Source organism: Sporocytophaga sp. (genome assembly GCF_017745095.1).
Lineage (GTDB): Bacteria > Bacteroidota > Bacteroidia > Cytophagales > Cytophagaceae > Sporocytophaga.
This window is the reverse complement of sequence record NZ_JAGHZZ010000006.1, coordinates 255932-269959: the sequence shown is the minus strand read 5'-3', so window position 1 is coordinate 269959 and position 14028 is coordinate 255932. Positions and strand designations below refer to the sequence as shown.

Sequence of the window (14028 nt, the reverse complement as noted above, 5' to 3'; positions counted from 1 at the left end):
CCATTTTTAATTCAACCATATTTTTGATTCTTGGCAAAGAAAGTTAAAATACCGGTAAAAGAAGATACCCGACAAAATTCCACACAATATGGATATCAGGGCAATGTCAGGAATCAATATGGATATAGTCCTGCTGATGTTGATTTCTATGATCATAAAGATGTCGTAGAAAAAAAAGATAGCAGACAATCTCAGGTTGTAGATGATTCTCATGAAGAGAAATTATATCGGTTATTATTCAGGATATCAAAAAAACTGAAAGAGGAGGAAGAGAAAGCGGCGGCATCCTCAACAAAAGAACCGGAGATTAAAGCACCTCAAACACCTGCTGCTTCAGATCCAGATCCTCAATCAGCCGCCAGTCCTGATTCAAAGACATCAGCAGAGCCGGATGGAAGGGAATCAGTAGTACCTATTTCAGCTTTAAGTCCTAAAAAGACTGAGGCCAAAGATCTTGAAGAACCTCAAAATACAGCCAGTCCTGCCAACGATTCCAGAGATAGTGTAACTGCTCCTCCAGCTACCGCTGAGGCAGCAGCTGGAGCCAATGCAAAGGCAGAAACGCCAACAAACAAGGAAAAGCCTGCTGTTCCAAATTCAAATACCTCGGAAGAAAGTAAATCGGAAGAAAGCGAATCAGCGGAAAGCAAATCAGAAGAAAGCGATTCAGAGGAAAAGGCTGATGTTGCAGAACAGCCTGAACATGCTCAGTCCGCAACTCCTTCGGATAATAATTCAGATAATTCAGGAAAGGCACAAGAGCTACCTTCTCTTGTAGGTGCAGAGAGTAAGGCAAGCGCTGCTTCTGTTGAAGAGAAGTCAGCATCAGCAGAAGATCTTCCGGAGCCAGAGAAAAAAGCAACAAGTGGTGGTGGAAGCGGAGGAAGAATTATCGATATGGCTGATGCCTCTATGGATGGAGGACCAGAGCGGGTTGAACAGGAAAATACTGCTCTTGATAAAAAAGAAAAGACCCATCTGGAAGCTCATTCCAAAGCTAAGGCAGCTCAGGCTGGCTCGAAGATAGGAGGCTTAAGCACTAATCAGAAAAAGAAAGAAGACGCTACAACCAAACTGGATAAGACCAAAGGAGCTGTTGTAGAAAAAACATCAGAGAAAGAAGCAGAGGTCAATGCCGGACAGGTAGGCAAAGTTGCCGAAGCCGAAGCTCCTGAAGTAAATAAAGATGAAGCAAAGTCTACGCTCAATCAATCCTTACAGGCATCATTGCCTCAGAAGGTAGAAGATGTAGATAATTTCAAAGACAATCGTGTCGCCTCTAAAATTGGGGATAAGGTAAAGGCAGCGATTGATGCCAAAGCAGGTGAAGTGACAGGAACCTTTGAAGTCCTTGATAAGACTCCACAGCCTGATGAGCCTCGCAAATCTGTTCCTTTTGCAGACATAGAACAAGCTCCTGCAACTCCTGAAATTAATCCAGGAAATAATCTTATACCAAAAGTAGATGAAAAGTCTATAGATCTTAACTCTTATCTTACCGAGTCTGATAATCTTCTGAAAAAAGAAGGTATCAAACAGGAACATCTGGATCTGGTTGATTCCGGTGACCTTTTTGAAGCCAAAAAGATTCAGAAAGATATAGATAAAAAAGCCAAGGAAGAGCCTGGTAATTTACGTTCAGAAGAGAAAGAACTGCACGGCAAGAACGAGGCGGAGCTTCAAAAGAAAGAAGCTGATGAAAAAGGCAAGATGGAGAAAGAGCGTGCAGCCGGATTGGGCAGCGCGCGTGGAAGCCAGGTAGGGACAAAGGGAAGTCTGGAAGACAAGAAGAAAGAGGTTACCGATCACATCAACAAGATCTATGAAGATGTAAACAAACAGGTTCAGGATAAACTCACCAAACTCAAGACCGATTCGCTTGCAGCCTTTGACAGAGAGGAAGCATCAGCGTCTTCTGCATTTGAGAACAATGTCAACACTAAAATGGAGAAGTTCAAAGATGAACGCTATTCAGGTGTTGGAGGTAAGTTCAATAAAGTCCGTGACTGGTTCCTGGGAATAGATGATCTTCCTGAAGTAAAGCAGATATTTGAAGAAGAAAAAGCAATCTATATTACAAGAATAGATGGAGCAATTTCTAAAATAATAAACGATAGTCAGAAGGTAATTGATGAATGCAAAACATTAATTGCCAATGCAAGGAAAGAGATTGAAGAATATGTAAAAGGCCTTAGTCCGGCTCTGCAGAAGATAGGAGAAGAGGCTGAAAAAGAAATCAAGAAAAAACTTGATGAACTTGATGAGAAAGTAAACAAAGCTGCTGAGGAACTTAAAGAAGAACTTGCCAAGAAACGTGCTGAAGCCATAGCCAATATTGACAAGAAGATCGAAAAGATGAAAGAGGAGATGTCTGGTTTCCTTTCTAAAATGGGTGATCTTCTGGTTGATGCCGCACTTAAATTTTTTAAATGGGCCCTTGAAACTGCAGGCCACAGTGCAGACGAAATCATGGGCATAATCAACAAGGGGAAAGCTGTTCTTACTGCTGTAGTAAGTGATCCTATACAGTTCCTTAAAAACCTTGCTGCTGCTGTTGGCGGAGGTGTTAAGAACTTCGGCGCAAACATCATGAAGCACCTTGGTGAAGGCTTCATGAACTGGCTTACAGGTCAGCTTAACTCCCTTCCGATACAATTACCTGAAAAGTTTGACCTTAAAGGGATTGTATCATTGACCCTTCAGGTACTAGGTCTTACTTATGCAAGCCTCAGAAGCAAGCTTAGCAACAAGGTTGGAGAAGACAAAGTGCAGATGGCTGAGACAGGTGTCGAAATGATGATGGAAGTGAAAGAGAAAGGTCCTATTGCCATGTACGACATGATGGCTGATAAGGCAGATTCTATCAAAATCGAATTCATTGAAGGCGCCAAAGAGTGGGCTATCACCAATATGATCAAGCAAGGTCTTATCAGACTTGCGACGATGATCAACCCTGCAGGAGCTATTGTTCAGGCTGTATTGGGGATTTACAATGGTGTTATTTTCCTTGTCAATAACTGGGACAGAATACTTGCCTTTGTTAACTCTGTTTTTGATTCCATCGCAGCTATTGCCAGCGGAGCACTTGGTCAGGCATCTGCATTTATTGAGAAGACAATGGCTCAGACCATTCCTCTGATTCTTGACTTCATTGCTCAACAGCTAAACCTGAGTGGTATAGCTGAAAGAATTACGAAGATCATTCACAGGATCAGGAAGCCGATTGATCAGGTGATTGATAAGGTTATTGATTTTATTACCAATAAGGTTAAGAAGATAGCAGGCAAGCTGCTAGGCAAAGATAAAGACAAGGCAAAAGATAAGGACAAGCATAAAGAGAAAGCAGAGGATACGAAGAAGGATTTTGAGAAGGATAAGGGAGATGATAAGACAACGGATGTTGATAGGAAGGAGCATAAGGTTTATGTTCAGCAAATTATTAAACAGCTTCAATCTCCTCCAAAAGCTAAGAAAGTTGAAGCCGAATACAATGAAAAATTAGCACAGGCAAAAGAGCTCGAAGCTGAATATAATAAGCGTTTAAAAGATTCACTAAAAACAAGTATTACATTTGAACCAATAGGCAAAGTTGAAAATGATAAGAAGATAAGCATCAGAGTTACCATCGCTCCTAACAATACAACTGCAGATGGTGTTATAATGCTCGAAAATCCTGAGGACGATAAGAAGTTTGTTGTTATATTGAATAGAGCATTAAAAGAACTAGGCAGGGAGATGTATAAGGGGTTTTCTAAGGAGAAGATTGAGGAAAATAAACTTGCGACACAAGAACAAAAGTCTAAAGAAGTTTCCACAAAAAGGTCTTCTGGAGAAAAAAATAATACTAACGTTCAAGATGAAAAATTAAAGCTACAAGCTACAATTGATAAGAAAAAAGAGGAAGAAAAAATAGGCAAAGAGGCCAAAGATGCTCATGATGCTTTGGCAAGTATTCAGATTGAATATTCCGTTGCTTGTGGGGCCAAATATTATGATAATAACGTATTTACTGCATTAGGATATAAATTCTTTGTAGATCAAAGTCTGAATTATTATATATATCCGAATCGGGTTACTGGAGGTGGTGCATACTATCTTGATAGTAATCTTTATGAAAATGGGATAAAACACAAAGATAAAGAAAGGCGAAATGAGCCTGTAAAAGAGGGGAATAAGCATTTTTACAGAATTGGACCTTTAAATGACGTTGAAGGAGGATATAATTATAAAAACTTTAATATTTCTCCTTCACAAATGAAAAGCGTTTTTGAAGCTTTACCTAATCCTATAGGACTTTCGGAGGATAAAACGGCTATGTTTCTAGCTGCAATGGTTGCCGAACCAAGCAGATATTCAATAGCTCATATTACTCACCTTTTAGTTACCAAAAGTGACGTGCTTGCTGAAGAAGAAAAAATGGCAAAAGAAAAGAGTCTTCCACCAATAAGTGCTTTCGATCACATGTCAATGACACAAGGAGGCTCAGATGCACGAATGAATCCTACAATAAAAGAAGATATAAAGCAAGTTGATCCTCGTTTAGTAGATAATGAAGGAAATTTAGAAACAGACAAAAAGAAAAAGGTTACAAACAGAGATCTAGAAGCTGTCAAAAGCAATACTCGCTTAATGGACAATTTAAAAGCTGCATTTGAATTATTTAAAGAAGGTCATATGTCTGAAAATGAAACTTTACAAATGTTTAAAGAAACTATTAAGGGGTATATACTCAATGAATAATAATAGAATAATTATATTATCTGGATTAGAACATCTTGGTTATGTTCTTGTACAATCTTCTGAAAATAAATTTCGATTTGGTTACGTAAGTTCTGCTGGGTATATATTAATGAATCTAATTCATGATGATGAAAGAGGCTTGTTATTGTTTCAAGGAATTATTCCTTTTGATATTCCTTCAGAGAAAGTAGATGAGATTTTATTTCTTATAAATCATATAAACAATAAATATCCTATAGCCAGATTCATTTATAATGAAGAAATCAAAAGAGTCGTAGTTGAAAGCTCTTTAATTTTAATAAACATTAGACTTACTGAAAAGCTAATTGAAAATACACTTAGCAGGTGCGTTGAAATGATAAATGTTTATAGCAAAGCTATAAAACTTATCATTAATTCTAATTTTAAATATGAAGAAGCTTATAATACAGCAAGACAGAATTAATAGTTATGGGGCCTCTAGATAATTTTATTGAAGAATTTGCCAAAGAAAATTTTTTCTTCCATCAAGAAAATGCTAATTCCTATAGGATGGAATTTACAGGAACGATAGATACTTTTACTGTTTGGCTAAAAGTCAATAATTATACTAATGGTATTATTTTTTGCGATGCCATATCGCCAATTAACGTGGACCCTTCAAGATCACTTGAATTTATTAATTTTTTTAATCATATAAATTCAGGTGTTAATCATGGTGCATTTGGGTTAGACGTAAGTGATGGTGAATTTGGATTTGCCACCTCCATTGTTTTTACTGATGATGAACTCACCTTTCCAATGTTAGAAAATCCAGTTAGATTTGTAAGTTACATGATGGATAAATATATTCCCGTAATAGAAGCTGTACAAAACGGTAGCTCACCAGAAGAAGCTCTTAAGCTTGTTGATTAAACTTCGTTAACTCCGTCTTCGACTCTATCGCAGCTATTGCCAGCGGAGCACTTGGTCAGGCATCTGCATTTATTGAGAAGACAATGGCGCAGACGATTCCATTGATTCTTGATTTCATTGCTCAACAGCTAAACCTGAGTGGTATAGCTGAAAGAATTACGAAGATCATTCACAGGATCAGGAAGCCGATTGATCAGGTGATTGATAAGGTTATTGATTTTATTACCAATAAGGTTAAGAAGATAGCAGGTAAGCTGCTAGGCAAAGATAAAGACAAGGCAAAAGATAAGGATAAACATAAAGAGAAGGCTGAAGATACTAAGAAGGATTTTGAGAAAGATAAGGGAGATGATAAGACGACTGATGTTGATAGGAAGGAGCATGAAAGGATAGGTAAGGAAATTAAGAAAAAACTCGAGGCTCCTATAACGAAAAAAGAAACTGAAGCGAAGAAATTTTATGATGAAAAATCTAGATTAGCAAGAGATCTTGAAAAAGAGTATCAGCCAAGTTTAAAGAATAGTAATAGATTGAAAATTAGTTTTGATAACCTTCAAAAGGTAGAAGAAGATCATGAATTCGATTTTCATATACAAATTACAGCTAATAACTTTGATATATATGGAGATGCTAAGTTCCATGATCTACTTTTGCCTGAAAGCCTATTGATAGGTGATTCAATTAAATATACGGCAAGTCCTGGGGCATATGGCATTAATTTAAATGATATATACATTATTACGAAGGTAGAAAACCCAAATGTAGTCTTCAAGGGAACGGAAGAGAAGTATATCTCATTACCTGTTGAATCGTTTATTCAACATTATAAAAAAGGATTAGTGAGTGAGGTAGCACCAAATGAAAACAAAGAAGTTGTTAAACGTTGTTTAGAAATTATAGAAAATATTGATATTGAAACAATCCGAGTTCCCATTAGTGGAGACGCTCCTAGAATTGAAGCAGATATGAGGACGAGGTATGAAAGTCTCTTCACAAGATATGATACAATAAAAAAGAAAATATCTAAGAGACCAGAGATTTTAACAAGTGAGGATTTAACAGCAATTAAGGAAATTAAAAAGAATGTTGATGTTTTGAAACAAATTATTGAGACAAGGCTTGTAACCGGCTTAAATGATCCGAAAGAAGGCTTAGGAAACAGTAATTTTGCTTATGGTTTTTATAGCATAAAGGTAGATGATCAAATTGTAGATGCATCAAATTTCGCAACTATTAGCTCTAAATATAATCCAGTTAAAACTTCACAAAAAATTGAATGGAGTAAAATAGGATTTATGACAGAAGTTCCCAAAAATATGAAGTTAATTTTCAGCCCTGTTCGAACATCAGGGGATCCTGGGTATGGTAAAGACTCAAGTCAAGATGCCGAACGAAAATTGGTAGCGTATATATACGATGTGGTTATATCAACAATCACAGGAATTGCAAGGGAAAAATTAAATAATCCGCAGCAGTTTCCTGATAAAAAAAGGTCAGAGGCAGAATTGGAAGGAAAAGAGAGAGTTTCAGGTGAGGTCCATATATTTACAGAAATGCCCCCTTGTTCTGCTTGTGATAATGCTATTTCTAAATTAAAAGGCATGTTCCCTCATTTATCAGTAAATGTTCAATATGGAGTATATTATGATAAATCTAAATAGTGATGCCAACCTATTCGTTCATATTATCAATTAGAAAAGCACTTTCAGAGCTGGTAGACCTTGACTCAAGAGAAATAATTGGGTGTACAGAAGAAGATCTTACTTTTTTAAAAGCATTGCATCCGGCAAAAATAGAATTACCATCTTCATATAAAGAGTTTATGAGAAATTTTGGAAGGAAAATATCTCATATGCAACCCGTCTCAAATTTTTTTTATACTCAAATTGTAAGATCTTGGAGTGATCCATATGGCTGTCTAAGGCTATTTGATAAAGAATATTATCACAAAATGTTTGTTCCTTTATCTAACCCTGCCTTGATTTTCCCCGAAAATGGTTTTGTTTTTTCAGTACATGAGGGATATCAATATAGATTCTTCCTTTGTAATGAAAAAAGTGACCCTCCTACTTATTTTATTGAATATGACCCGGAAGGAAAAACTGTTGATGAGGAACCCGTATTTTCAGAGCTAATGTGTATTTATATTAATAATTTTATTAAAGATCACAAATTGCTTTTGGAACAGCGACCTGATATTTTATCTGCATTCGCTGAATTTAAAACTATGTTTTTAGATTTATTAGATTTACTGGAAGTATTGAAACAATATTCTCACAGTATTGAGGATTTTGAACGGGTATATATTTTTTATTCTTCAATAAATATTTATGAGGTTTTTAGATATAGACGTTTGGAATTAGGTACTTATATTTTAATGGAGCCAAGGGGAGACATTGATTATTCATTATTTAAAATGTTTATAACAAAAGCCGAGGATGTGAAAAATTTTTACAGAAAATTCTTCAAGTCGACCAATTAATTGTCAATATCTTGATCCCTTTGTGTAAAAAAAGCTTGGTCGCTTAAATATCTTTTTAGATGGCGCAAACTATTTCATTGATCCTTGATTTCATTGCTCAACAGCTAAACCTAAGTGGTATCGCAGAAAGAATAGATTGAGAACTTTTTTAGACTAAAATAAATGGAATTGTACTTAAAAGTTCTAAAGTTAGAATATACAAGAGACTTCCAGATAACTTAATAAGCAAATTTTCTGATTTTGTCTTAAGATTGGAAACTTTATTAGAAGTAAAAATTTGCTAAAAGTATAAGCAATAATGACCTCAGTTGGATCGCCTTTCCTGGCAAGAACATATCTCTCACGTTGTTAAGCATAGAGCCATTAAATGTCTATGAGATAAAAATAAAAACAACAACCCCTTCTTTAACTCCAAGCATTTTTAAAGCTATTTCTGAACAATTTGAGTATTACAATTTGGAAGAAATTTTAGAGAAAATATCAAATACAAATGGCTATAATGAAAGATACCTAGGTATCTTAAATGATGTTGCTGTAAATGGCGAAAAAGTTGATTTTAGAGTTGTTAATTTATATTCTGAAGCAATTGGGGGGGATCCAGATATTAGAGCAAGTGTACCATGGTACATTTATAACAATTCTCATTATTGGCTTCCATGTATAGACTTTGTTCTGAAAGCTTTTCAAAAAGAAAATGTAGAAAGAGTAAAGATTAGTATATCGGGTGCCTTAGAAATGATAATAAAGGACTTTCTGGAGAATACAATAAGTTCATTTTATAATGAGGGGATATTTGAAAATGCATTTGGCACTCCTGGAAACGATTTTAATAATACATTGAATAAACTATTAAATAGTGGGGGGGCGGATACGATGAAATTCTTGAATATATCATTGAGAAAGCCTTAGACTCTCGGGAGGAAATGTTAGAGATAAATGGAATTTGGTCTATTTATTATATAGGCAAGAATTATAAGACATCCTTGTGGGATAAATTTATCCCAATTATAAATCAACTTATTGCTGAAGGAGGAAATGATGAGGTGATAGCTAATGGAAGAACAATGCTTAATTGGATAAGCAGTAGCAGAAAGATTTAAAACATTTGAGAAGCAAATGGCCATGAAGCTATAAGCCACTAAATTAAAGTCTGGAAGTATTATTGTCCAGACTGTGCTTGATGGCTACAATCGAGTTATTTTCCTTGTCAATAACTGGGACAGAATACTAGCTTTCGTAAACTCCGTTCTTCGACTCTATTGCAGCTATTGCCAGCGGAGCCATCTCACAGGCATCAGCGTTTGTCGAGAGACAATGGCTCAAACCATTCCGTTGATCCTTGACTTCATTGCTCAACAGCTAAACCTTAGTGTATTGCTGAAAGAATTACGAAGATCATTCACAGGATCAGGAAGCTTATTGATCAGGTGATTGATAAGGTTATCGACTTTATCACTAATATGGTTAAGAAGATAGCAGGAAAGCTGTTAGGCAAGGATAAACATAAAGAGAAAGCGGAAGATACTAAGAAGGATTTTGAGAAGGATAAGGACAAGGATAAAGTTTAGGATAGCAAACACACATATCAAACTTCTTTTTCAATGAGTGGAGAAGGCCATAGACTGAAAGCCACGGCAAGTGAAGATGGCGGAGTTTCTGTAATAATAGCCAGTGTTGAGGGAGAGCTATTGGCTAAGATAAATGCCGAAATAACACAACAGATTGAACTTCGGAAACAAGTAATAATAAACAAACTAAAAAACAGAGTAGAAATGCTGCCACTCAGTTGAGAGAATTAAGGATTGGTTTAATGCTTCAAAAGGTAATGTAGTAAAATCTAAGGACCAGATTGCATCCAAACTACAGGCATTGATTGAACAATTAAAAAGTAAAATTATATCCGTAGCTAATGAATTTGGCTTAAAAGATTTTATTTATGATGCTTTTGATCTCAAGACTCCATTACTAATAATTCAAAAACAAATTGAAGATCAATTAGAGAAACATCTTGGATCAACTTCATTAACTGTTATAGGAGACGGAAGAAATAACAGTGCAGTTGCGGCTGAATTATATTTAGGTTGGGTTCATGAGACAAACACAGGCATTACATTTAGATAAAGCCCAAACGGCAATAAGGATAATTGGTGACCAACTATTAGAATTATATAAAGTAATCCAAAATGGAGGAGATAAATTGGGAATTGACCAAGAGCAATGGTATGTCAGGGGGAAGGAAGCTATAAAAGATTGTGAATTTGCTATTAGCAGACCCAAAGAGTATTTGCTTTATAGGGGACAAATGCACCATTTTATTAATGATGTCAAAAGGCAAAAGGAATTTTAATTGGAAAACCAGTAATGGCCTTATATAAATGAAAAATATCGAGTTATATAAAGTGAATTATCTATTAAAAGTCGGAGATATTTCAATGGCATTTGATTTATTTAAATCTACACTTTCATTAAAGATTGGGATAGATAAAAAAAGTCTTTTTCTGTGTGATGTTGACGATTTGAAAAAATGCAATTCTTTGCCGACTCTATTTGGTAGATTATCCAATCGAAATTATAGACTAATAGCATTCTCTTCTGTATTTTCAAATACAGTGCTCTCCGTCCCTTCATCGGATATATTTAATTGGATATATTCTCATGATTTTTATGAAAGAACCGTTATTGATATTTATGGATTACAAGAAGCTTTTAATAAGCCTGAAGAAGATTATGTTCAGATTTTGGATGCTATAAAGAGCTTATGTAATATGGGTTTTATTAACCCCAATTATACCCCTCATCAAAATTCAACAATTAACGGACAGCTAATTATTAATGAAACTTCAATAGATGAATTTTATTTCGGGAATTGGCCAAAATCTTTTGCTGAAGAGTTGGTAAGCACGGTGTCAAACTGTTACAGTCAATTGCCAAAGAATATATGGAATCAGAGAGGACAAGAGTATGTCGAACTTAACCTCTTGTTATTTTTCTATACCTTTTTTGCACCAGAACTTGTGAGTAAAGATTACCTCTTTGATCTTCTAAACTTGTTAAGGGAGGCTAATAATAATTTCAAAAAATCGATATTGAATTCTCTTAAGATAAGTCTTGATAAATTTAGTACAGACGAAATAAATGAATTAGTTCTATATGCTGGATGTATAAAAGTATCAGACGGAAAATCTTTTATTCAAGAGCTGATAGATTATTTAGAAAAAAAGAGAGAAAATTTAGGGGGCTTTAGTTTCATCTAGAATAGTCTTTTATACAATTGGTTCAATGATTTATAAATGGATTATGGTAGAAATGATATAGTCTAAATTACTTAAGAGCAAGATTGAAAATATTAGTTTTTTTAATTAAAAACATTCCGGCATCCGTTAGTACATTCAAATATTCTATAATTCCTAGAGATACAACGGAATCATTTTCCTAGTTAATAACTGGGACAGAATACTAGCCTTTGTTAACTCTGTATTCGACTCTATTGAAACAATGCCAGCGGTGCTATTTCACAGGCATCAGCGTTTGTCGAGAAGACAATGGCTCAAACCATTGACTTCATTGCTCAGCAAATCAACCTGAGCGGTATCGCTGAGAGAATTTCCTGATCAATTGGCTTCCTTGTTAAGGGACGTATGTATAATACTGTAAATTTTATTCTCAATTTTTTAATACGGACTTATTTTTTTTATAACGCAATGAATGATAATAATCTATTCTATAAATTTTAATTTAAGACCGATTTTAAAGAGGTGTTGAGGATTAAAAATAACCTTTTGATAGAAATGTTGCATTGGCATTTTCAGTGCTCCGGAATGCCTTAAATAAGCCTTATATACTATTTATAAATCTTTCAGAATGATGTTTTATGAAATTTTTTTCTTTAAAGAATGTAAATAAAAACAGACGAAGACAAGTAATAGGGGGAATAGCCGGATCAGTATTCAGTATTCTTATGATTCTTGTATTGACAATGCCATCAAATGAAAAGCTTTTATGTAAAGGTCCAATGAATATAGGTCATGAAACGCTTGAGTGCTCCTCGTGCCATCAAAATGCCCAAGGCACAATCAGGCAGCAGTTTCAGGCAAAAGCAAAACTTCTGCTTTCATTAAGAAAGGATGAACCGGACTTTGGCAAAATGGATGTAGATAATAAAGGTTGCATCAATTGTCATCAAAGGGAGAATGACAGGCATCCGGTAAATAGGTTTATGGAACCAAGATTTGAAAAAGTAAGATCGGAATTAGCAGTTGAAAAATGTGAAACCTGTCATCGCGAACATCAGGGAGTAAGGGTTACTTTAAATGATATTCAGTATTGTGAAAATTGTCATGATGATTTAGATGTTAAAGAGGATCCCTTAGATGTTTCTCATAAAGTTCTTGTAAAAAATGCACAATGGAATACCTGTTTGCAATGTCATGATTTTCACGGTAATCATCAAATGAAGGTTCCGGTATTATTAAAAGATACGATTCCCCATATTAAAGTAATGGAATACATCAATGGAGGGCTGGATCCTTATTCAGCAGATAAAATTTATAAAGCTATTACTGATTTGAAGAATGAAGAATAAAAATTTATTCATCCTCTCTCTCTTAATATTTGTTACTCTAAATGTATATCTATTTGTCGAGGCTCCTTCTCCATTACCAGAATATACAGGAAAAGGTGCTATAGTTTACTCCGTTGAAGATGCATTCAGGATTGTAGCTATGGAAAATAATGTTGTAAGAAGGTTATATACAAAAGAAATTGTAGGAGAGGGGATAAAACGAAACTTTAAGTTTGATGAGCATTGGAGAAATGAGAGTATTGAAGCAGGTCCATTGCCCGCGCTCTTTCTAAGAAGCGTCTCTTCTAACCTGGAAAAGCATAGTTCTCCTTTAGGGGTGTTTCTAGGTTCAGATTATCCAATTAGTCCATCAAATAAATTTTCCGGTAAGCAACAGAACCTTTTTAATCAAATCAGAAAGGATAGGTTGCCTAAATTCTTTTTCGATGATGATACTAAAAGATATACAGCCATGTTTCCGGACTTTGCATCAACAATCACTTGTGTCAATTGTCATAACAATCATAAGGATTCTCCGAAAAGAGATTGGGAACTTGGAGATATGATGGGAGCCACCACTTGGACTTATCCATCGGATTCGTTGTCGTTTCAAGAGGTTCAGGAAATGGTAAATGCTTATAGAAATGGAGTCGAGCAGACTTATCTTCTTTACCTTAGTGAAGTGCAAGGGTTTAAGCAAAGGCATAAGCCTGAAATCGGTTCCAAATGGCCAAAAGATGGTTATTATATTCCAGAACTTAAGTCATTTATGGATTCCGTGAATATAATAGCATCTCCATACACATTGTCATACCTACTTTCCTTGAAATAAATGAAAAGGAAGGAATATATGTTGATTGGTGTCATATGTTTGATGTTGTATTTTATTCAGCATATAGCAGACTTGAGGTGGTCATATCTTTGGGAGTTGCAGCAGAATGAAACTTTCAAAAGATTATCAGGCCTAGGGCTAATGTTATTTGTCTGTTTTCAATGGGTATTAGCAATAGTGAGGGTAAATAAAAAGGTAAGCTCAGTTTCAATGAAGAGTATATATAAGCTGCATAAATGGTTGGGTGCTTTATCTCCGATTTTTTTCTACATACATTCAATGAAACTAGGATTTGCATATCTATTCTTTCTTAGCATTGTCTTTTTTTCTAATATACTATTAGGTTTTGCCAATTCTGAAATTGTTAAAAACCAACCTAAATGGTTCTATAATATATGGATGATTACGCATGTGTTTTTATCACTAACAATTTCAAGTCTCGCGCTTTATCATATCTGGATAGTTTTTTATTTCGAGTAAACTTTATGAATATTTTATTGTTGCACTTTATTGATATGG

The 14028-nt window shown here is 35.1% G+C and carries 14 protein-coding genes; all 14 read left to right on the top strand.

Annotated elements, in window-relative coordinates; all coding sequences use genetic code 11:
• The first annotated feature begins 30 nt into the window (after window positions 1-30).
• The 14 genes from J7604_RS11505 to J7604_RS11440 all read left to right on the top strand — a co-directional run bounded on the left by J7604_RS11505 (window position 31) and on the right by J7604_RS11440 (window position 13989).
• Window positions 31-4740 (top strand): hypothetical protein, encoded by a 4710-nt coding sequence (locus J7604_RS11505; protein WP_293895837.1) that lies wholly within the window; start codon window positions 31-33, stop codon window positions 4738-4740.
• Window positions 4733-5185 carry a hypothetical protein gene (locus J7604_RS11500; RefSeq protein WP_293895834.1) on the top strand — a complete coding sequence of 151 codons (453 nt, stop codon included), beginning with the start codon at window positions 4733-4735 and terminating at the stop codon, window positions 5183-5185. The genes J7604_RS11505 and J7604_RS11500 overlap by 8 nt, the downstream gene beginning before the upstream one ends.
• A gap of 5 nt (window positions 5186-5190) precedes the next feature.
• Complete coding sequence (locus J7604_RS11495; protein ID WP_293895831.1) at window positions 5191-5634, top strand: YbjN domain-containing protein; 444 nt, start codon at window positions 5191-5193, stop codon at window positions 5632-5634.
• Window positions 5635-5831: 197 nt separating this feature from the next.
• On the top strand, window positions 5832-7295 hold the full coding sequence (locus J7604_RS11490) for a hypothetical protein (protein WP_293895828.1): 1464 nt from the start codon (window positions 5832-5834) through the stop codon (window positions 7293-7295).
• 2 nt (window positions 7296-7297) lie between these two features.
• Entirely contained in the window at window positions 7298-8116 is an 819-nt protein-coding gene (locus J7604_RS11485; protein WP_293895825.1) for an SMI1/KNR4 family protein, read from the top strand.
• 345 nt (window positions 8117-8461) lie between these two features.
• Window positions 8462-9025, top strand: coding sequence for a hypothetical protein (locus J7604_RS11480; protein ID WP_293895822.1), 564 nt, complete (start codon window positions 8462-8464; stop codon window positions 9023-9025).
• A gap of 14 nt (window positions 9026-9039) precedes the next feature.
• Entirely contained in the window at window positions 9040-9216 is a 177-nt protein-coding gene (locus tag J7604_RS11475; RefSeq protein ID WP_293895819.1) for a hypothetical protein, read from the top strand.
• A 501-nt stretch (window positions 9217-9717) separates the two neighbouring features.
• Window positions 9718-9906: a hypothetical protein gene (locus J7604_RS11470; RefSeq protein ID WP_293895816.1), complete on the top strand. Its 189-nt coding sequence runs from the start codon at window positions 9718-9720 to the stop codon at window positions 9904-9906.
• A gap of 79 nt (window positions 9907-9985) precedes the next feature.
• The gene (locus J7604_RS11465; protein WP_293895813.1) at window positions 9986-10237 is read left to right on the top strand and encodes a hypothetical protein; all 252 of its coding nucleotides are present in this window, start codon (window positions 9986-9988) and stop codon (window positions 10235-10237) included.
• Window positions 10206-10463 carry a hypothetical protein gene (locus J7604_RS11460; RefSeq protein ID WP_293895810.1) on the top strand — a complete coding sequence of 86 codons (258 nt, stop codon included), beginning with the start codon at window positions 10206-10208 and terminating at the stop codon, window positions 10461-10463. The genes J7604_RS11465 and J7604_RS11460 overlap by 32 nt, the downstream gene beginning before the upstream one ends.
• 28 nt (window positions 10464-10491) lie before the next feature.
• Window positions 10492-11370: a hypothetical protein gene (locus J7604_RS11455; RefSeq protein WP_293895807.1), complete on the top strand. Its 879-nt coding sequence runs from the start codon at window positions 10492-10494 to the stop codon at window positions 11368-11370.
• Between the two features lie 617 nt (window positions 11371-11987).
• Window positions 11988-12698, top strand: coding sequence for a cytochrome c3 family protein (locus J7604_RS11450; protein WP_293895804.1), 711 nt, complete (start codon window positions 11988-11990; stop codon window positions 12696-12698).
• Window positions 12688-13509: a DUF3365 domain-containing protein gene (locus tag J7604_RS11445; protein ID WP_293895801.1), complete on the top strand. Its 822-nt coding sequence runs from the start codon at window positions 12688-12690 to the stop codon at window positions 13507-13509. Before J7604_RS11450 ends, J7604_RS11445 begins: the two co-directional genes overlap by 11 nt.
• On the top strand, window positions 13510-13989 hold the full coding sequence (locus J7604_RS11440; protein WP_293895798.1) for a hypothetical protein: 480 nt from the start codon (window positions 13510-13512) through the stop codon (window positions 13987-13989).
• Window positions 13990-14028 lie beyond the last annotated feature (39 nt).

Bases quoted from the DNA above. Each gene is read 5' to 3' on its own strand.
- J7604_RS11445 (WP_293895801.1), top strand. From the start codon at position 12,688: ATGAAGAATAAAAATTTATTCATCCTCTCTCTCTTAATATTTGTTACT.
- J7604_RS11460 (WP_293895810.1), top strand. From the start codon at position 10,206: ATGAGACAAACACAGGCATTACATTTAGATAAAGCCCAAACGGCAATA.
- J7604_RS11455 (WP_293895807.1), top strand. From the start codon at position 10,492: ATGAAAAATATCGAGTTATATAAAGTGAATTATCTATTAAAAGTCGGA.
- J7604_RS11450 (WP_293895804.1), top strand. From the start codon at position 11,988: ATGAAATTTTTTTCTTTAAAGAATGTAAATAAAAACAGACGAAGACAA.
- J7604_RS11475 (WP_293895819.1), top strand. From the start codon at position 9,040: ATGTTAGAGATAAATGGAATTTGGTCTATTTATTATATAGGCAAGAAT.
- J7604_RS11495 (WP_293895831.1), top strand. From the start codon at position 5,191: ATGGGGCCTCTAGATAATTTTATTGAAGAATTTGCCAAAGAAAATTTT.
- J7604_RS11485 (WP_293895825.1), top strand. From the start codon at position 7,298: ATGCCAACCTATTCGTTCATATTATCAATTAGAAAAGCACTTTCAGAG.
- J7604_RS11440 (WP_293895798.1), top strand. From the start codon at position 13,510: ATGAAAAGGAAGGAATATATGTTGATTGGTGTCATATGTTTGATGTTG.
- J7604_RS11500 (WP_293895834.1), top strand. From the start codon at position 4,733: ATGAATAATAATAGAATAATTATATTATCTGGATTAGAACATCTTGGT.
- J7604_RS11470 (WP_293895816.1), top strand. From the start codon at position 9,718: ATGAGTGGAGAAGGCCATAGACTGAAAGCCACGGCAAGTGAAGATGGC.